At 58.0% G+C, this 21,054-nt stretch carries 7 protein-coding genes; 5 read left to right on the top strand and 2 right to left on the bottom strand.

Annotated features, from left to right (window positions below; genetic code table 11):
- Positions 1–18 precede the first annotated feature (18 nt).
- From NST23_RS21050 to NST23_RS21030, 5 genes are all read left to right on the top strand, one after another.
- Positions 19–9,099 (top strand): non-ribosomal peptide synthetase, encoded by a 9,081-nt coding sequence (locus NST23_RS21050; RefSeq protein ID WP_173596783.1) that lies wholly within the window; start codon positions 19–21, stop codon positions 9,097–9,099.
- A 151-nt stretch (positions 9,100–9,250) separates the two neighbouring features.
- Entirely contained in the window at positions 9,251–10,381 is a 1,131-nt protein-coding gene (locus tag NST23_RS21045; protein ID WP_173596784.1) for a saccharopine dehydrogenase NADP-binding domain-containing protein, read from the top strand.
- Entirely contained in the window at positions 10,378–12,720 is a 2,343-nt protein-coding gene (locus NST23_RS21040) for a bifunctional Gfo/Idh/MocA family oxidoreductase/class I SAM-dependent methyltransferase (RefSeq protein ID WP_173596785.1), read from the top strand. The genes NST23_RS21045 and NST23_RS21040 overlap by 4 nt, the downstream gene beginning before the upstream one ends.
- Positions 12,721–12,732: 12 nt before the next feature.
- Positions 12,733–18,252: a non-ribosomal peptide synthetase gene (locus tag NST23_RS21035; RefSeq protein WP_173596786.1), complete on the top strand. Its 5,520-nt coding sequence runs from the start codon at positions 12,733–12,735 to the stop codon at positions 18,250–18,252.
- Between the two features lie 284 nt (positions 18,253–18,536).
- The gene (locus tag NST23_RS21030) at positions 18,537–19,190 is read left to right on the top strand and encodes an immunity protein Imm33 domain-containing protein (protein WP_173596787.1); all 654 of its coding nucleotides are present in this window, start codon (positions 18,537–18,539) and stop codon (positions 19,188–19,190) included.
- Between the two features lie 93 nt (positions 19,191–19,283).
- Here the strand turns inward: NST23_RS21030 and nfi are convergent, their stop codons facing one another.
- Both nfi and NST23_RS21020 read right to left on the bottom strand, forming a co-directional pair.
- Complete coding sequence (gene nfi / locus NST23_RS21025) at positions 19,284–19,964, bottom strand: deoxyribonuclease V (protein WP_122963811.1); 681 nt, start codon at positions 19,962–19,964, stop codon at positions 19,284–19,286.
- Between the two features lie 119 nt (positions 19,965–20,083).
- Positions 20,084–21,025 carry a DMT family transporter gene (locus NST23_RS21020; RefSeq protein WP_173596788.1) on the bottom strand — a complete coding sequence of 314 codons (942 nt, stop codon included), beginning with the start codon at positions 21,023–21,025 and terminating at the stop codon, positions 20,084–20,086.
- Between the last annotated feature and the right edge of the window lie 29 nt (positions 21,026–21,054).

Raw genomic sequence — 21,054 nt, 5'->3', positions numbered from 1 at the left:
AGAAAGGAGGAAACCGTGATGAAGCAAGTGCTTGATGACAGCAATTCCGCGGGAGTGGCGGCTTCTCTGGGCTATGACGCGGTGCGCCGCCAGATTCAATCCATGCTGCCCGGGGCGGTCGAGTTTGCTGACGAACAAAACCTGATTGAGCTTGGACTGAACTCCTTGCAGATGATGAGGATGGTCAACAAATGGCGCAAGGAAGGGGCGAAGGTGACGTTTGCCGAACTGATCGCCTCCCCGCGCCTGGGAGATTGGTGGGCGCTTTTGCAAAAAAGCAGCCAGAGAGCGACGGAGCCAGCGAATGCCAAAGCGAGTCAGGCAAAGCCGCAGACCGCAGAAGCAGGGAAGGCGCCGTTTGCCTTGACAGACGTGCAGTACGCGTACTGGATTGGCCGCCAGGATGATCAGCCGCTTGGCGGAGTGGGCTGCCACGCCTATCTGGAGATCGACGGAACTGGCGTAGAGCATGGGCGGCTTTTGGCAGCGTGGCAAAAAGTGCTGCGCGGCCATCCGATGCTGCGCGCCAGGTTTCTGGCAGATGGGCGGCAAGAGGTGCTGGATGCGCCTTACGAAAAGGCAATCCCTGTCCACGATTTGCGTGCCCTTGCAGAGCACGAGCAAGAACAGGAGCTTATGCGCATTCGCGAGCGGATTTCCCACCGCAAGCTGGCGGTCGAGCTTGGCGAAGTGGCCGGATTGGAGCTGAGCCTGCTCACGGGTGACCGGACTCGTCTGCACTTTGACCTCGATCTGCTCGTCGCTGACGTCCAAAGCTTGCACATCATCCTGCGCGATTTGGCAGCGGCCTACGGGCGCGAGCTTGATCCTGCGGCGCCTGCCGAGTGGAGCTTTGCCCGCTATTTGCAGCAAGAGTCAGAGCGAAGAGCGGCTGATGTGGAACAGGCTGCCCGTTACTGGCACGACAGGCTGCTGACGTTGCCGGGAGCGCCTGGCCTGCCGCTTGCCGTGAAGCCGGAAATGGTCAAGTCGCCTGTTTTCGTGCGAAGAACGCATCGACTGGATGAAACGGACTGGATGCGCCTGCAAAAGCGGGCGCAATCGCACAAAGTCACGCCTGCGATGGTTTTGCTGACAGCCTATGCGGAAGTGCTCGATCGCTGGAGCACGCACTCGGAATTTTTGATCAACATTCCGCTGTTTGATCGCCAAGCCAGTGAGCCGGGGATTGAGGAAGTCGTCGCTGACTTCACCAATTTGCTGCTGCTTGCGGTCGACATGAAGCAGCCGGAGTCGTTTTTGCAGCGGGTGCATGCCATCCAGTCGCGCTTCCACGAGGATGTGGCCCACGCAGCTTATTCAGGCGTGCAGTTGCAGCGTGAGCTTGCCCGCGTTCGCCAGGGAGAGCGCGATTTCGCTCCGGTAGTGTTCGCGTGCAATTTGGGGACGCCGCTGATCAACGAGGAATGCCGCGATACGTTGGGCGAGCTTTCCTACATGATCTCGCAGACGCCGCAAGTATGGCTCGATTTCCAGTCGTACGAAATGAACGGGGGATTGCTGCTGGCGTGGGACGCGGTCGAAGAGTTGTTCCCTGCTGGCATGATCGACCAGATGTTTGCCGCTTTTGGCAAGCTGATGGATTGGCTGGTTGCCCCGGAAAACGACTGGCAGGCAGCGCCGCAATGTTTGCCTGATCTCGCCAAGCAGAGGCAGGAGCCAGCGGACGAGCACGCTGCGCCGTTTGCGCCGCAATGTTTGCACGAAGCCTTTTTCCGCAATGCGAGACAACACCCGCAGAGCACGGCGCTTATTGACGGGAACGGCGCAACGCCCCTGACGTATGGCGAACTGGCAAAAAGAGCCTTGCAGGTCGCGGCTTTTCTGAGCGGGCAGGGCATTGCGAACGGCGAGCCAGTGGCGGTCAGCTTGCCGCGCGGGTTTGAGCAAATCGTGGCCGTGCTCGGCATTATGGCGGCTGGCGCATGCTACGTTCCGGTAGGGATCGGGCAGCCAGCGAGCAGACGCGAGCGGATTTTTGCCAAAGCAGGCATTCGCTTCGCCCTGACCGATGCCGAACACGCTGCCAAGCTGGAGTGGCCGACCGGGGCGCAAGTCTTGACGGTGGCGGATGCGCAAAAAGCCGAAGCGCTGGCTGAGCCTGTAACGGCAGCGGTCGACAGTCTGGCGTACATCATCTTCACGTCCGGTTCCACAGGCGAGCCAAAGGGAGTGGAGATCAGTCACGCCGGGGCGTGGAATACGATTTGCGAGATTAACAGGCGCTATCAGGTCACGTCTTCTGACCGTGTACTGGCCGTGTCTTCGCTCGATTTCGATTTGTCTGTTTACGATGTGTTCGGACTTTTGGCGGCAGGCGGTTCCATCGTCTTGATCGACGAGGAATCCAGACGGGATGCGAGCAAGTGGGCGCAGCTTGTCCAAGAGCACCAGATTACGCTCTGGAACTCGGTGCCTGTGCTACTCGATATGCTGCTGATTGCAGCGAAAAGTGCGGGACATGGGCCGTTGCCGATTCGACTGGCGATGCTGTCAGGCGATTGGATCGGACTCGATTTGCCAGGGCGGCTGAAAGAAGCAGCGCCAGCGAGCGAGCTGGTGGCGATGGGCGGTGCGACAGAAGCGTCGATCTGGTCGAATGCGCACGACGTCAAGCTGCCGCTCCCTGCTCAGTGGACCTCGATTCCGTATGGACGTCCATTGGCGCGCCAGTCTTATCGCGTGGTGGACACAAAAGGCCGGGATTGCCCGGACTGGGTGGCTGGCGAGTTGTGGATTGGCGGAGCGGGCGTGGCGCTCGGCTATCGCGGCGATGCCGAGCTGACAGCAGAGCGCTTCGTAAATGGGCAGGGCGGCCGCTGGTACCGCACAGGCGACTTGGGACGGTACTGGCCGGACGGAACGATTGAGTTTCTCGGACGCAAAGACTTCCAGGTGAAAATCAGGGGTCACCGGATCGAGCTGGGCGAAATCGAGACAGCGTTGAAGCAGCATCCGGGCGTGCGGGATGCGGTCGTTTCCGCTGTAGGCGATCCGCGTGGCAATCGTCATCTGGTAGGCTATCTCGTTGCCGATCGGGCAGCCGATGCCGGGCTGTTTGAGCGGATGGAAGCGGAGCCAGCCTTCCAGGAAGCGGTGTGGACGAGTCTGCTCGACTCGGCAAAAGATCAGGCCGAGCAGTGGCAAGGCGATCCGGACATCCAGATCCCGGAAGCTTTCGCAGCTTTTTGGGCGTATCTGGAACAACTGGCTGTCCGGTATATGTGCAAAGCATTGAAGCAAGCAGGCGCAAAGCTTGCTCCTGGCAGCAGCTTTACCCTCGATGAACTGATGCAGCAATGCGGCATTTTGGAACGGTATCGCGCCCTTGTCCAGCAATGGCTGAACTCGCTTGCGGAAGAGGGACTTGTCCAAAAAGGCGAAGCGGATACATACGTCATGGTCGGCGAGATTCGCGCAGAATGGTTCGAGCCGCCTGTGGCGAGTGAAGCGCCGGCTGGATGGGAGACGTACGCACAAGCACTGCTTGCGTATTTGCAAAAGCTGGACGGCGCCCATGCCGGACTGTTGACCGGAGCGGTGGACCCGCTGACCCATTTCTTCACCACGGAGCCAGGTCTTGCTCCGCGAGAGCTGTTGCAGACGCTTCCTTTTGCCCAAGAAAGAGATTGCCTGGCGCAGCTGATGCTGAAACAGTTGGCTGCGCCGTTTGCCGACAGCGGAAAGCCGCTGCGCATCTTGGAGATCGGGGCGAGAAGCGCGGATTTGACCGAGGCTTTCCTGGCGGTCCTGCCTGAAGAGGTAGTCGCGTATACGTGCACAGACCAGTCGACCTTCTTCATGCAGGAGGCGAAGAGCAGATTCGGCAAGCTGCCTCATGTGCAATGCCAGTTGCTCGACATGGAAAAAGACCCGCTTGTTCAAGGGTACGAGGCCCATCAATACGATGTCATCATCGCTGCCGATTCGTTGCATCGGGCGCGGGATATCGGAGTGGCGCTCAGCCACGCGCAGTCGCTTTTGGCACCGGGCGGCGTGCTGCTCATGCTGGAGCTGACGCGCGACAGCCGTTTGCAGCAGGTCAGTACGGCATTTTTGGAGGACGGCTTCACCGGGTTGCAAGACGAGCGTCGCCATGACCAGAAGCCGCTTTTGGCACAAGCTGCGTGGCAGCGCGTGTTGAAGCAGTCGTTTGCACAAGTAGCGGCGTTTCCGAACGAGCGCGACGCGGCGAATGTGTTTGGACAGCACGTAATAGTGGCGCAAGCCCCCGGGCATGGACAGCGCTTCAATCCGCTGCGGCTGGCTGACTTCCTGAAGCACAAACTGCCTGATTACATGGTGCCGACCGCGTTCCTCCTGCTGGATGCGTTGCCGCTGTCGGCAAACGGAAAAGTGGATCGCCAGGCATTGCCTGCGCCGGACAGTTTGACGCGGACGAAAGCGGAGAAAGCGTTCGCCGCACCGCAAACGCCGCTGGAAACAGAGATGGCCGCGATTTGGTGCCAGCTTTTTGGCGTCGAGCGAGTGGGCATGACCGACAACTACTTCGAGCTGGGCGGGGATTCGCTTCTGGCGACGCGGCTTGCTGCGTTGGTGCGCAGCCGCATCGGCGTGGAACTTTCGCTGGGCAAAATTTTTGACAAGCCGACGATTGCCGAACTGGCGGCGCACGTTCAGGCGGTGCTCGAAGAAAACGGGCAACAGGCGCAGACAACCGCTGTCTGGCCGCAAATTGTGCCTGCCCCTGAGCAGAGAGAGCAGCCGTTTGCGCTGACGGACATCCAGCAGGCGTACTGGCTGGGCCGCAGCGGCGTTTACGCTCTGGGGAATGTGTCGACGCATTGCTATTTCGAGATCGACGGGCAAAATCTCGACCTGGAGCGGATCAACGCAGCTTGGCAGCGCTTGATCGACCACCATGAAATGATGCGGGCAGTCGTTTTGCCAAACGGCTTGCAGCAGCAAATTTTGCCGCAGGTGCCGCGCTATCAGATTGCGATCACGGACTTGCGCGAGCAGCCAACGGAGATCATGGAGGAAGAACTGCTGGCGATTCGCGAGGAAATGTCGCACCAGGTGCTTGCGCCTGACGTCTGGCCGCTGTTTGACGTGCGGGCATCCCGCTTGCATGACGGGCGGGTTCGCTTGCATATCAGCTTCGACAACCTGATTTTCGATGGCTGGAGCATGTTCCACCTCCTGAGCGAATGGACGCGGCTGTACCATGAGCCGGACGCGCCGCTCGCGAAGCTCGATCTGTCCTTCCGCGATTACGTTCTCGCACTGGAGGAGTTGAAGTCGTCAGCGCTGTACCAACGCGACTTGGACTACTGGACAGCGCGCTTGGATGACTTGCCGCAAGCTCCGCAGTTGCCGCTCGCGCAAAATCCCGACACGATGACCGCACAGCGGTTTGAGCGGTTGGAAGCGAAGCTGGATCGCCACAAATGGCGGAAGTTGAAGGAGCGCGCAGCCGAGTTTGGGCTGACCCCATCGGGCATTTTGCTGACGGCGTATGCCGAGACGCTCGGAGCGTGGAGCAGAAGTTCGCGTTTTACGATCAACTTGACGCAGTTCAACCGTCTTCCGCTGCATCCGCAGGTGCATGCGCTCGTCGGAGACTTCACCACCTTGACGCTTTTGGCTGTGGAGCTGTCCAAAGGGGCGACTCTGCTGGAACGGGGCCGCAATTTGCAGCAGCAGCTATGGCGCGACCTGGATCATCCGCTCGTGGGTGGGGTGACCGTGCAGCGGGAGCTGGCGAGACGAAGCGGCGAGCATCACGGCGTTTCCATGCCAGTCGTCTTTACGAGCGCGCTTGGCGTAGATGAGTGGAGCGGCAGCGGGACGGACGGAAAATGGCTGGGCAAGCTCGTCTACAACATTACCCAGACCCCGCAAATTTGGCTGGATCATCAAGTCGTCGAGCAGGACGGCGAGCTTTTGCTCATTTGGGATGCCGTGGAAGGGCTGTTCCCCGCAGGCATGCTGTCTGACATGTTTGCCGCTTATTGCCAGCTTTTGCACCGCTTGACGGAAGAACAGGCCGCATGGCAAGAGACAGCGCCAAGCCTGATCGCCATTCCGCGACTGGAAGCAAGACGGGCGGCCAATGCCACCGACGCGCCGCTCACTGACGAGACGCTTGGCGGACTGTTTGCCAAGCAAGTCGCGGCCAAAGCGAACCAGCCAGCCGTCATTTCGGCGGAACGGACGCTGACGTATGCGGAGCTGTCCCAACTGGCGAGCGTGATCGGCAAATGGTTGAAGCAGCATGGAACAGAGCCTGGCACGCTGGTCGGGATCGTGATGGAAAAAGGCTGGGAGCAGGTGGCCGCCACCTTGGGCATTATGGCAGCGGGTGCTGCGTACTTGCCGATTGATCCGGCTCATCCGGAAGAGCGACGCGCCCAGCTGTTGCGTGACGGGCAAGTCCGCTTCGTGCTGACGCAATCATGGCTTGCGGAGCGATTGGGCTGGCCTGCCGATGTCCAGTGCCTGGCTGTGGATCGGGTCGAAGGCAGCGCCTCCAGCTTGCTGTCATTCCCTGAACGACCGGAAGATTTGGCGTACGTCATTTACACATCCGGCTCGACGGGAGCGCCAAAAGGAGTCATGATCGACCATCGCGGCGCGGTCAACACGATCCTCGACATAAACGAACGGTTTGCCGTAAGCACAACCGATAAAGTGTTGGCCCTGTCCAACCTGAACTTCGACTTGTCTGTGTACGACGTGTTCGGCTTGCTTGCCGCAGGCGGCACGATTGTATTGCCGGATGCCGCCAAAGCAAAAGACCCTGCGCATTGGATCGAGTGGCTGGAAAAAGAGCAGGTGACCGTCTGGAACACGGTTCCGGCGCTGATGCAGATGCTGATCGAGTACGCTTCCGGCCAAAAGGCAAGCGTAGCGCCAAGCCTGCGTCTCGTCTTGTTGAGCGGAGACTGGATTCCGCTCGATTTGCCGGACAAAATCAAAGCCTACTTCCCGCATGCGCAAGTGATCGGGCTTGGCGGAGCGACAGAAGCGTCGATCTGGTCGAACTTTTACCCGATCGAGCAGGTCGAACCGGAATGGAAGAGCATCCCGTACGGACGCCCCATGCTCAACCAGCGCTTCCACGTGCTGAACGAATGGATGGGCGACTGCCCGGTTTGGGTGCCGGGGCAGCTGTACATTGCCGGGATTGGCCTTGCCAAAGGCTACTGGCGGGATGAAGAAAAAACGAATGACAAGTTCATCCGCCACCCGCGGACAGGCGAGCGCCTCTATCGCACAGGCGATTTGGGACGGTATTTGCCAGATGGCAATCTGGAGTTTCTCGGCCGGGAGGACTTCCAGGTCAAAATCAGAGGGCACCGGATCGAGCTGGGCGAGATCGAAGCAGTTCTCAAGCGCCAGAACGGCGTGAAGGAAGCGATCGCAGCCGTACCGGATGAATCAGGGGAAGAAAAGCGTCTCGTCGGCTACGTCGTCCTCGATGGCCAACAGGAAACCGAGCTGCTGGTGACAGCCAAAGCCGATCCGGCTGCGTGCTCGCTTCGCTTGCAGGAAATCAGCGAGTCGGGGAAAAAGCAGGCCGCCCGTATCCCGTCTGCCTTGGATGCGGAAATTGTGCAGACGTTCCTCGGCGAAGCGGAAGCGGTGAGCACCATGTACATGTGCCGAACATTGGAGCATATGGGTGTGTTCACCCGCGAGCAGGAGAGCTACTCTACGGCTGAGCTGATGCGACACTTGCAAATTCACCCGCGTTTCGAAAGCTTGCTGCAACATTGGCTGGAGGCGCTGCGCACAGAAGGGCTGCTGGAAAAAACGGAGGACGGCGTCTATCGTTGCGTCCGCTCCTTGAGTGACGCGATGCTCGACATTTCGTTCCGCACCGAGGCTGCCCAGGCGCTGGAAGCCGTTTATCGCCGGGATTATCCGCTCTTTATCGGACTGTTGACCGGAGAGCTTGACCCGCTGGAGCTGTTCCTGGCCGAAGAGGCGTTTCTCACCCCTGCCGGCCTGAGCCAATTTGATTTGACGCGCGACTACTACCACGGCCTGGCTGCACAGGTGCTCGGAACTATCGCAGACAGCCACCCCGCAGAGCGCGAGCTGCGCATCATGGAGATCGGCACGCGGGCTGGCAGCATGACTCAAGCGCTCGTATCGGTGTTGCCAGCCGAGCGAAGCAAGTATTTGTACGCAGACGAGTCGACCTTCTTTACAGACAGGGCGAAGCAAGCTTTTGGCGAGGCGGAACCGCTTCAATACGGTCAGTTTGACATGAATCAGGCACCGCTTGCCCAAGGCTATGAGCTGCATTCCTTTGACGTGATCGTGGCGGATAACACGCTGCACCGTTCCCGCAACCTCGACGCGACACTGGACTATCTCAAAGCGCTCCTGGCGCCAGGAGGCATCCTGCTGCTCGTCGAGGCCACCCGCAACAGCCGTTTGCTGCTCACCACTGTCGGATTTTTCGAAGATGGCTTCTCCCATCTGGAGGATGAGCGAAAAGCAAGCAAGCTCCCGCTGCTCGCCGTCGGGCAATGGCAGAAGCTGCTGGACAAACACGGCTTTACGAGCGTCGAAGCGTTCCCGCAGGCCGGACAGACGGCGGAGACATTCGAGCGACATCTGCTCGTGGCGCAGGCCCCGCTTGCCGTGAAGCTGTTCCAGCCGGAGAAACTGGCGGATGCCGTGCGGCAAAACTTGCCGGACTACATGGTTCCGGCAGAGTTCGTACAGCTTGACCAGCTGCCGCTTTCCGCCAATGGAAAAGTGGACCGCAAAGCGCTGGCGCAGCTCGGCAAGAAGAAGACGAGTTCGCCAGGCAAAGCGCCTGCTGCCCTGGAAAGCGACACGCAGAAAATGATCGCCAACATCTGGGGAGAAGTGCTTGGTTGCTCCGATATCGGCATCCACGACAACTTTTTCATGCGCGGCGGCGACTCCTTGCGCGCCATCCAGTGCCTGAACTTGTTGAAGGAACGGCATCAGGTGGAATTGTCCTTGCAGCATTTGTTTGAAGCACCGACGCTCGGACAGCTTGCCGCGTTCATCGAGGCGAATGCAACCGATGCCGAGCAGCCGGATATGAACTACGACGAGGGAACCATTTAGGAAAAGAAAGCCTGCCAAGCATCAAATTGAGCGAAGGATAGCTCAACCAGCAAAAAAGGCAACACGGGCTGCGCACATGGGCGCAAAAGGGCGCAGCCCGGCTTTTTTGCCGGAATCGATGCAGCGAGCAGGCGAGAGAGGGAGAGAACACGTGGAGAAAAAAACAATCGGCATTCTCGGCGCGACCGGAGTGGTTGGCGGCGCAGCTTTGGCGACAATTCTCACAGCTGCCGGGCATCGGGTCTTGCTAGGAGGACGGAATCCCGAGAAGCTTCGGGGACTGCTGGCGGGATGCGAGGACAGAGGCGATTTTTGGGAAGTGGACGTGTTCGACGCTTCCAGACTGGCTGATTTTTGCAGCCGCTGCGATATCGTGATCAACTGCGCTGGCCCTGCCAAGCAAGTGCTCGATAAAGTGGCTGTGGCGTGCCTGGAAAAAGGGGTTCACTACGTCGATGTATCCGGCGACGAGCATTTGTATCGGCTGCTGTTGACGAGAAAAGCGGAGATCGAGGCAAAAGGACTGCGCTTCGTCATCTCAGCGGGAGTGTACCCTGGCTTGTCAGAGATATTCCCTTCATACATAGCAGAGGAAGAGCTGGACAGCACCGAGCAGCTGGAACTGTTTTTTGCGGGTCAAGGCGATTTTTCCCTGAACGCTGCCTATGACATCGTGTGCAGCATCGAGGAAGACACGGGCTACGGGATGAGCTATTGCCGTGACGGAGAGGTGCGCAAAATCGACGGGCCTTTTCATAAAAGCTGCATGCTTCCCCAGCCAGCGGGCAAACGGGACACGTATCCCGTCCTGACCGAAGAATTTTGCCGGATGGCCCATGCCCATGAGATCAAGGCGGCTTACTTTTACAACAGCTATCAACATAGCGGCATCTTGAATCAGTTTGTCATGATCAAGGCTCTTCAGCAGTACAAAACCGAGGAGCAAAAGCAGCACTCTGCCAAGCTTTTGTTGCAGCAGTTCGCAGCCAAAAAGCCGAACGTAGACGATTACACGATGTTCCATCTGCATGCAGACGGACTTCGCGACGGCGCTCCCGTTCGGCTGACAGCGACGCTATTGTACCGCGGTGACTGGAACCGTTTGTCGGGCATCGTGGCGGCGACGGTTGCCCAGCTCGTGACGGAAGAAGCGGACAAAAAAGCGGGCTGCTACTACGTATCCGAAGGCGTATCACAGGCAGCTTTGACTCAGGCGCTTTGCCGCCAAGGCGTGGAGCTTGCGCTTGAACGAAGCGAAAGAACAGCGGGAGGTGCCCGATGACTCAAAAAGCAAATCGCAAGCTGCGTGTCGTCGTATGCGGCACTCGTTTTGGACAGTTTTACCTGGAAGCAGTGCGGGCGCTGCCTGAGCAGTATGAACTGGTCGGCTTGCTGGCAAAAGGCAGCGAGCGTTCGCGACAGTGCGCCGAGCGTCTGGGTGTTCCCTTGTTTACAGAAGTGGGACAGCTTCCGGCCAATCTCGATCTCGCGTGCGTCGTTCTCCGCTCGACCGTGATGGGCGGACAGGGCACGAATCTGGCGCTGGAACTTTTGGAGCGCGGCATTCACGTCCTGTCCGAGCAGCCGATTCATCAAAAAGATTTGGCGGCGTGCCTGAAGCAAGCGCGGCAATCCGGCGTTTATTTCATGACGGGTGACTTGTATGTGCATCTTCCTGCGGTCCGGCGATTTATCGCTTGCGCCAAAGAACTGCTCGCCAAACAGCCTGCCTTGTACATCGAGGCTGCTTGCGCCACGCAAGTTTCGTACCCGCTGATGCACATTTTGCAAGAGGCGCTGCCGACGATCCGCCCGTGGAAGATCAACCATGTGATCAAAGACGAAGGGCCTTTTCAGGTGCTGATCGGACAGCTCGGCAAAATTCCGGTGACGCTTTTGGCCCACAATGAAGTCGACCCTGATGATCCTGACAATCATTTGCATTTGTTGCACAAAATTACGATCGGTACAGCAGGAGGGAGCTTGTCGCTCACGGATACACACGGTCCGGTCGTCTGGCAGCCGCGCCTGCATGTGCCTGATTTGCCGGATATTCACGGAACGTTGGTGGCCGCTCCGCCTGCCCATATGCTCGAAAGCAGCACAGAGGTGCTCGGGACGTGCGAGACGGCAAGCTATCGCGATATTTTGACCAAGCAATGGCCGCAAGCGATCGGGCGTGACTTGCTGGCGATGCGGGAGATGATTTTGGGCAACGTGGATCGGGCGGCGATCGACATGCGGGCGCAGCAGGAGTTGCTTTGCTCTCGCGGCTGGCAGGACTGGACGCAGGCATTGGGCTATCCGGTGCTGCGCGCAAACGGGAAGCATCAGCCGATTTCGCTGGACGTGCTGCGGCAAGCGGCTTTGCAGATTTCCGATGACCTGCCTGAACCGGAAGAGTCGACAGTTCAGGGGGGAGAGGCAAACCGCGATGTGTTTACGTGCTCGACGGTGGCGGAAAGCGAACTGGCAGGCGTGGATGCGGAAGTGGTGAAGGAGGGCGTAGAGCGCCTGGAGCAAGCTGCCCTGGCGTCCATGCTGTTGGCATTGCAATCGCAAGGGGCGTTAGCTGAGCCCGATAGGCGATACAGCAGTTCCGACATTTTTTCGCTCGCTCAAGTGGCACCGCGTCACGAACCTGTCATCTGGCGCTGGCTGCACGTTTTGCAAGACAAAAACTACATAGATGCCCGTGAAGATGCTTTTCGGTGCGGACAGCGGATGAGCCGGGAAGAGGTGGAACGCCGCTGGATGATGGCGAAGGAAGCGTGGAGTGGCAAGCTTGGTTCGCCACTTGTCATCGACTACCTGAAAAGCAACGCCGATCAGCTTCCCGCGCTGATGAATGACACTCAGCAAGCAGCTTTGCTGCTTTTCCCGGAAGGCCGGATGGATGTCGCCAACGCGCTCTACCGCGATACGTTCGTCGCCAAGTATTTGAACAAATCGGTTGCAGAGGCGGCGAGCCGCATCGCTTCCGGCAAACGTTCGCTGCGCATCTTGGAAGTAGGCGCAGGGACAGGAGCCACGACGGACGGCGTCGTCGCGCGCTTGCGACCGCTAGTTGCCAAAGGTTTGCGTGTCGACTACATGTACACGGACGTGTCCCACTTTTTCCTTGCGGCTGCCCGCCAGCGGTTCAAGGATTGCCCGTGGATGAGCTTTGCGGTGGTCGATATTGACAAAAATTTGTTTGAACAAGGTGTGGAGCCAGGGAGTGTAGATATCGTCGTGGCGGCTGGCATGCTGAACAATGCCCGCGACACGGATCAAATCATTCGCAGTTTGATGGAGAGTCTGGTGCCTGGCGGGTGGATGCTCATTACCGAGCCGACCAGAGAATTTACGGAAATGCTGATCTCCCAGGCGTTCATGATGACGCCTCCTGTCGATGATCGGAAACAGACGCAATCGACCTTCATGACTGTTCAGCAGTGGCGCGATGTGTTTCATGGCGCTGGTGTGGGCGAGCTTGCGGTGCTGCCCGGCGAGGATCATCCGCTGGCTTTGCTCGGCCAGAAGCTGTTTGTCATCCAAAAAGGCCAAGAGGCAGAAAAAACGGAGCGGGAACTGGTTTTCACCGACAACTGCAACGATATGGCCAAGCTGACCAAATAGGAGTGTGTGCAAATGTCCCAAAACATCCAGATCAGTAGTATCGAGCTTTTGACGCGGCTTCGCGAGGAAGGTGTGTCTATCTGGGAAGAAGCGGGGAACCTGCGTTACAAGGCGCCAAAAGGCAGCCTGGCCCCCGAAGATTTGCAGATGCTTCGCGAACAAAAAGCAGAAATCGTGGCTCTTTTGCAAAAAGAGGCGCAGCCAGTCGAGGTTGTGCCTGATCCGGCTGCCCGCTTTACGCCTTTTCCCCTGACAGATGTGCAATCAGCTTACTTGCTGGGACGGTATGAGCTGTTCGGCTACGGCGGCGTGGCGTGCCACATTTATTTGGAGCTTGATTACGAACAGCTTGATCCGGTACGGGTCGAGGAAGTATGGAATCAACTGATTGCGCGTCACGATATGCTACGTGCGACGATTGACTCCGACGGACAACAGCGGGTCATGGCAGAAGTGCCGCGCTTCAAGGTGCCTTATACAGACACAAGCATGTTGGACAAAGCCAAAGCCGAGAGTGCACTGGAAGCGATCCGCGAGAACATGGGGCATCGCGTCTATGACACGGACAAGTGGCCGCTCTATGGCATCGCCGTGACCAAAACGGCAGATCGCGCCGTGCTGCATGTTTCCATGGAGTTTCTCATTGCCGACTGGGCGAGTATTTGGCTGTTGCTGTCTGAATTTGAGACGCTCTACAAGGAGCCGGGAAAAAGGCTGCCCGAGCTGCCGATCACGTTCCGCGATTACGTGCTGACGGAACGCACGTTGCGGGAGACAGTAGCTTATTCGCGGGACAAAGCGTACTGGCTGTCGCGCATCGATGATTTGCCGCAGACCCCGGATTTGCCGCTTGCCAAGGGAGAAGTTGAGGCGGGCAAGGCGCGTTTTCGCCGGGAGTTCATTCGCCTGGATGCGGCCAAATGGGACGTATTCAAGCAGCGGGCGCAAAAGCGGGGACTGACTCCGACTGCCGCTGTGATGACTGCCTATGCCGCCGTCATCGAGCGCTGGAGCCGAAATCGGGCGTTCAGCCTGAACTTGACGCTGTTGAACCGCCAGCCGCTGCATGATCGCGTGCAAGATATCGTCGGGGATTTCACTTCGGTCAGTTTGCTGGCCGTAGACTGGGGAGCGGAGCGTTCCTTCCAGGGACGGGCAAAAGCGATTCAGAAGCAATTGTTCGAGGATTTGGATCATCGTCTCTATTCCGGCGTCGAGGTCATGCGCGAGGTGGCGCGCAGACGCGGGCGCGAAGCAGCGTTGATGCCGATTGTCTTCACCAGCGCGATCGGACTTGTCGGAATCGCGGAGGGAGAGCGGCTTTCCGGCAAAATCGGCGAATACGGCATCAGCCAGACGCCACAAGTGTTCATCGACTGCCAGGCGATGGACAGCGCCGAAGGGTTGCAAGTCAACTGGGACGTGCGGGAAGGCGTGTTTCCGGAAAAGATGGTAGACGACATGTTTGCGGCATTCGCCGATTTGCTGCAAGCGTTGGTTGAATCGGAACAGCGCTGGGAGGAGGGCGGCGAGCTTGCCCTGCCGCAATGGCAGCAAGCAGAGCGGCAAAAGATCAACGCCACACAGGCTCCGCTGCCTGACTACGCGCTGCACCAGCCGATCGTGGCGCAAGCGATGGCGACGCCGGACCGCCCGGCGGTGATTGACGCAAATGGTCAACTGACTTATGCAGAGCTGGTCAGACGTGCTGCGGCGATCGCCGGAAAGCTGAAAGAGCTTGGTTGCCGCGAGCAGGACCGCGTGGCGATTGCGCTGGAAAAAGGCGTCGATCAGGTAGCCGCCGTGCTGGGCACGCTGTTTGCCGGGGGCGTGTACGTGCCGATTGATGCCAAGCAACCGCTGTTGCGAAGGCAGGCGATGACCGAACAAGCCGACATTCGTTTTGTGCTGACTGCCTCCGAATCAGATGCAGAGTGGCCGCAGGCGCTTCAACGCGTGGACGTCGACCAGGTGGCGGAGCAGCAGACGCCGCTCATTTTGCCTGACACGAATCCTGACTTGCCAGCTTACATCATTTACACGTCAGGCTCTACCGGGCAGCCAAAAGGCGTCGTCGTCAGCCACCGCGCTGCGGCGAACACGATTGTCGACATCAATCGCCGCTTTGCGGTCAACGAGAATGACAAGGTGCTCGGACTGGCTCAGCTCAATTTTGACTTGTCCGTCTACGACATATTTGGCCCGTTGTCGGTAGGGGGCGCGCTCGTCCTGCCGCAACCGGACAGGCAAACAGACCCGTCGCATTGGGTAGAGCTGATTCTTGCGCACGAAGTCACCGTGTGGGATTCTGTTCCCGCCATGATGCAGATGCTCGTCACCTATTTGGAAGGCACGCCGGAAGTATGCTTGTCCAAGCTGCGGCTGGCTATGCTCTCAGGCGATTGGATTCCCCTGTCGCTGCCGGATCAGATGACGAAGCGCCTGCCGTTCGCGCAGACAGTCAGCCTGGGGGGAGCCACGGAAGCGGCGATTTGGTCGATTTATCATGTGTACAAAGGACTGTTGCTCGACTGGCGCAGCATTCCGTACGGACAGCCGCTCGCTAACCAGGGCTTCCGGGTGCTCGATGCGCACATGCGCGATTGCCCGGTGTGGGTCACAGGCGAGCTGTACATTACCGGAGATGGCCTGGCCCAAGGCTACGCGGGTGACGAGCGACTTTCCCAGGAACGCTTCTTCCTGCACCCCGAAGATGGGCAGCGACTTTATCGCACCGGAGATTTGGGACGTTATCGGCCGGGCGGCGAGATTGAGTTCCTTGGCCGTGAAGATAACCAAGTGAAAATTCGCGGGCATCGCATCGAGCTGGGAGAAATCGAATCTGCTCTGCTCAAGCATCCTGCTGTCGCCGCCGCCGGAGTGGTCCTGGATGAAGCGAGCGACGAGCCGACGCTGCTTGCAATCGTGGAGCCAGCTCGCAAACCGGAACGCGACCGCAGCGCGGAAGCGGCCGAATTTGCCCAAATAGTCAGCGGCATCGGGGATACGGCAGGGGAGATCGCGGCGCACATCAGCGTGCAGGAAATCGAAGCGGCGATGACCAGCCTGGATCAGGCTGTGCTCTATTCCATGCTTCATGCGTTGCAAAAGCTCGGGTTTTTTGCAGCGAATCAGGTCGAGCCGTTGGCAGCGGTTTTGCATCCAGAGAAAATTTTGCCGAAATATCACTGGCTGGTACGCCGCTGGGTTGCAAGGCTGGAGCAGGCAGGGCTGCTGACCGCGCTTTCTGCTGAGCAGTATCGCAGCGAACAGACTGTCAGTGAGCAGCTCGTCGGCGAGTGCTGGGCGTCCGCGGAGGGCATTTGGACGAAAATGTTGGGAACGGACGGCTTTACCGCTTACGTTCGCAAAAACGCAGAAAAGCTGGCAGAGCTTTTGACTGGCGAAGAGGACCCGGTCGCGTTGCTGTTCCCCGAGGGGAAATGGGATCACGTCCATACGCTGTATATTGAGCATATCATGGCGAGTTATCTCAACCGTTGCATGTGCCTGCTTTTGCAGCAAATCGCCCAAAGACACGAAGGCAAGCCGCTGCGCATTTTGGAGGTCGGGGCCGGAACAGGAGCGACGACGGGGAACGTTTTGCAAGCGCTGGAAGGCTATCCGATCGAGTACGTCTTTACCGATGTCGCGCCGTTTTTCATTCCCGGAGCCAAGCAGCGCTTCGCCAAGTATCCGCACGTGAGCTTCGGCGTGTTCGATGTTGACCAAGACTACCGGGCACAAGGGTTGTCTCCGAACAGCTTCGACGTCGTGCTGGCGGCAGGGGTACTGGAAAATGCCCGTGACATACCAGCCAGCATGAGCAGGCTGCGGGAGCTGATTCGCCCGGACGGCTGGCTTGTTTTCACGGAGCCGACGATTGAGCATTTGTGGATTTTGGCTTCGCAAGCATTCATGATGATGGAGCCAGGAGACGAATTGCGCCTGGAGTCGTCCTATCTGGATCGCCATGACTGGCTTGCCCAGCTGCAAGAAGAGGAAGGCGAGCCGATTTTGCTGCTGCCGCAAGAAGACGACAAGCTGACTGCCCTCGGGTTCCATTTGTTCGCCAAACGGATGAAGCAGGAGCGACTGGCGGTTCGTCCGCAAGAACTGGAAGCATTTTTGAAAGGTCATGTGCCTGCGTACATGCTGCCGCAACATGTGCAAGTAGTCGATGCACTGCCGCTGACCGGAAATGGCAAGGTCGATCGGCGCACGTTGGCAAAATGGCGTCCCGCTGCAAACGGAACACAAGAGATGGTCGCTGCGAGCGAGGAGAAGCTGGATGAGCTGGAAAGCATACTGGCTAAGCTGTGGGCGGAATCGCTCGGGCTGGCTTCCATCGGTCGGTCGCAAAGCTTTTACGAGCATGGCGCGGATTCGCTCATCATGGCGCAGGTGGCGGGAAGACTGCGCGACAAGCTGGCGGAAGACCCGGTGCAACCAGCCATCCCGTTCGACGCTCTGCTGCGGCAAATGCTGAACTATCCAACGGTAGCCGACTTGGCTGAGTTTATTCGCTCCCGTGAACAAGAGGAGCAGCCGCATACCGAGGAAGCATGGACGATCCACCAGCAAAACAGTGCAAGCAACGCTGTGCTGATTCCGTATGGAACGGCGCAGGAAGGGCCGCTGCGCGTCGTGTTCCACGCTGTGCTCGGGACGATGGACATTTTCCGTCCGCTGCTTGAGCACCTCAAAGCGCAAGGGATCGGCAGCATTGTAGGTGTGGCGATTGCTGACATGGAACGCTACTGCTCGCTTGACCCGGCAGAACTGATCGAGACAGTTGCAGACGATTACGCCGAATGCCTGATGGCAACAGGGCACAGCGAACTGCAACTGATCGGGTATTCCCTGGGCGGCCTGATCGCCGTCGAAGTGGCAAGGCGGTTGATGGAGCGGGGCGTGCAGGTCGCGGATCTTGTATTGATCGACATTCCGCCGATCTTCACCGAAGTGGATGACGATTTGCTCGTCGAAACACTCTTTATCCCGAACCTGAATGTTTCGCTGGAGCAGGCAGGCTTTGGCAAGGTGGATGAGCAAGATTTGGCTCGTGGCGTCATGCAGCTCGTGGAGCGGCACGGAGAGTGCATTCCGCAAGGCGCTGCCGTGACGATTGGCGGAGATGCCGGGCTGGATCAGGTAGGAGAGCTGTTTGGCCAAATGGCTGCGGTCAGCAAAGCGGAGCGCTTCCAGGCTTATGTCGAAGCGAAGTCCAGAACAACCGGAGAACAAATGCCGATCGAGATGGCTGAGGGCTTGTGCCAGGTGTTCCGCCAAAGCTTCAAAGCCGCCCGCTACACGCCGTTGCCGTACATGGGCGACATCCGCTTCCTTTTGGCGAGCGAACCGTTCTTGTTCCTGCCGCGCACAGATGACACGACGCTGTCCTTCTGGCAGGATGTATGCCTTGGCGAGTTGGACGTCATTACGATTGAGGGCAACCATTTCAGTTGCATGATGGAGCCGAATGTAAGCAGGCTGGCGCAATTGCTGGAAGCGCCGTTCACACAAAAATAAAGAACAAGGGAGGGATCGCTCCGTGAACCTGCCTCGGGCAGAGCGAAAGGGGGCATCCCTCTTCCTGCTTCTTTTGCACGAACGAAGCAACGACCTAGCGACCCAGCGACGGTTTACCCGTCCAAACGCGTCTTTTCGCGCGTCGCCATTTCAACGGGAAAATGCTGCGCTGCTGTTGGAATCGTGTTACCCTATTGACAATGAACGTGCATGTTTTGCCTGTGAGTGAACTATTTTCGTACAAACATACATATCGATATACCGATGGAGAAAGGATGGTAACGATGAGCAACAAACCGTTTCCCGACAATCAGTCGTCTGCTTTCTGTCAACGCTCCCGGCAAATCGGCAACAGGACCTTCGTGGTGACTTGCCGGGAGTTTTTCGCGAAGCAGGCCGACTTTTTGCTCGAATTGCTGGCGGATGTGGAAAACGAGAGCGGGCCGATTCAAAATGGCGCGAAGATTCAAGTGGGCTGGACTATTTTCATCGTGAACGAACGCGATGGGCAGATGGAAGTCGTGGCACCAGACTACGATACCAATCCGTTCACGGACACCAATCCGGACTTGTCCGTGTCGCTCTATGTGCAGCTGGCGCAAAACCATTGCCTGCAAACGTTGCAGATCGCGGGTGAAGCCGCCTTGTTCCAGGACAAGATCGTCGTCGCCAAAGGCGCCTTGGAGCAAAAACGGATTTATTTGCAGCGTGGCGACCATGCAGGCGACGGCGATTCAGGCTGGTATCTCGGGCCAGTGGAAGGGGAAGTGGACAGCGATGATTTGCAATCGTACTACATTTTCCAACTGTTGAAACACCGCCCGTCTGTCTTGCAGGTGCTGGCGCTGCCGCCCGGTTATCTCGCTGTTTTCGATGGCGAGCAACTGGAAGCGGTGCTTGACGAGCATGACGAAAACGTCTGGCCGACCTTGCATTAAAGCACGTCGCTGCGAGGGTTTGACTTGTCCTTGTCCGGTCCAGGCAAAAGCTGTCCGCGCAGCGCGGCAAAGCAAAAAAACAGAGCAAAGCGCTTAGTTGCCCAAGCCAGCCAATGCTTTGTTCACCAACTGATCGACTTGTCTTGTCGTCTCCGGCAGACGGTACTTGGGAGCAAGCCGCGTGATCCACTCGCAGGCAGTCGGCAAGGAAATGCCATGCCCGACGGAGACGAATACAGGCTTTGTGTCCGCTTGCGTGCGCAAAACAGCGCCGACGATCTCGCCCTCGTCCAGCAAGGGAGAGCAGGCTCCTCTGTGTGAATCGGGCTGTGCGTATTCGCCAAGCAGACGCGTTTTGCCGCAGCCGATAGCAGGAATGTCGTACAAAAGTCCGACGTGGCTGGCAAGTCCGAATCTGCGCGGGTGAGCGATGCCTTGCCCATCGCAAACGATCAGTTGCGGCACGGTTTGCAGCTTTTCGAATGCTTTCATCAGCGGGGGAAGCTCCCGGAACGAGAACAGACCCGGAATATACGGAAAAGCTACCGAATCCGAAACGACGACAGATTCCACGACTTGCAAACTTGCCGCATCCAGAACGACGATTCCGGCGACGAGCACATCTTCCGCTACATGGTAGGCGACATCGACTCCGGCGATATGCTGCACTTCTTTTACTTGATCTTCTGTTTTGACTTGCAGGGCCAGTTGCTTTTGCAGAGAAATGGCTTCCTGCTCCGTGAGAGTCCACGGATGATGGATGACGGGTTGCATTTTGTGACCTCCTGACTGAAGTGATCTCGCAAAAAAGAACTACCAGTAGTTTACAGCCCAACGATAAATCAAGCCAGCCCCGCACTCGGAGGGCTGGCTTTTTTGGATGTCAATTGCCGTTAATGAGCTTTGGCCTGGCTTGGCTGCGGTTTTTGCTTTTGTCCAAAACGGTTCGCACCCCATACGCCGATGAGAATGAAGACAATCCCTGCCGCCTGGTACCAGTAAAACGATTCGTGCAAGATCAGCACGCCGCCGATGATGGAGACACCCGTACTGAGATTCCAGTAGGAGGCTGCCTTGGAGGCTTCCAGCTTGGCCAGCATGTAATTCATCAAAAAGAAGGCGACCACAGACGAGAGAACGCCGAGGTACAAAATCGCCTGCAAGAGAGCCGGATTGGCGAGCGGTGCGACATACTGGTCGACCGTGCCATTCACGGCATGCTGCCCGAGCGCGATCGCATTAAAAATAAGCGCGCCTGTCCACATCATGACGTAGGTGATTTCCAGCGGACTGAATTGCGCTGAGGACTTGCGCGACAAAATGTTGTAGACGCCGGAAGTGACAATGGCCGCCAACAGGTACAAGATGCCTGTCAGGCTGGATTGCGCCTCGAATTTCATCAAATTGATAAACAGCACGCCGCCGACGGACAATACAATAAACAGCCATTGCAAAAGCGTCGTTTTTTCCTTGAGGAAGATCGTCGCCATGATGGTGACGGCAATCGGAATCAGCGCGATCATCGTACCCGCTTCGGAGGAAGAGGTGTAGCGGATGCCTTGCGCTTCAAAAATAAAGTACAGAAACGGATAAAAAAACGAGAGCCAAAGCAACGGGGCAATGCTCTTGTTCCGATACGATATTTTGATGACGCCAGCAAGCTTCAACAGGCCGAGCACAACCGCAGCGATGCCGAAGCGATAGGCGATCATCTGGATCGTATTGTTTTGCAGTTCATCCAAAGCCACTTTGGAAAACAGAAACGAAAAGCCGAAAATGAGTGACGAGACGATGCCAGCCAAGACGGGCTTGAAGCTGGAGTGTGCGGTATTCATGGAGTTTTCCCCTCTCCTGTCAAGAAAGT

This window comes from Brevibacillus sp. FSL K6-0770 (assembly GCF_038000275.1).
GTDB lineage: Bacteria > Bacillota > Bacilli > Brevibacillales > Brevibacillaceae > Brevibacillus > Brevibacillus parabrevis.
The sequence above is the reverse complement of the archived record's forward strand: the minus strand, read 5'-3'. Positions and strand labels throughout refer to the sequence as shown.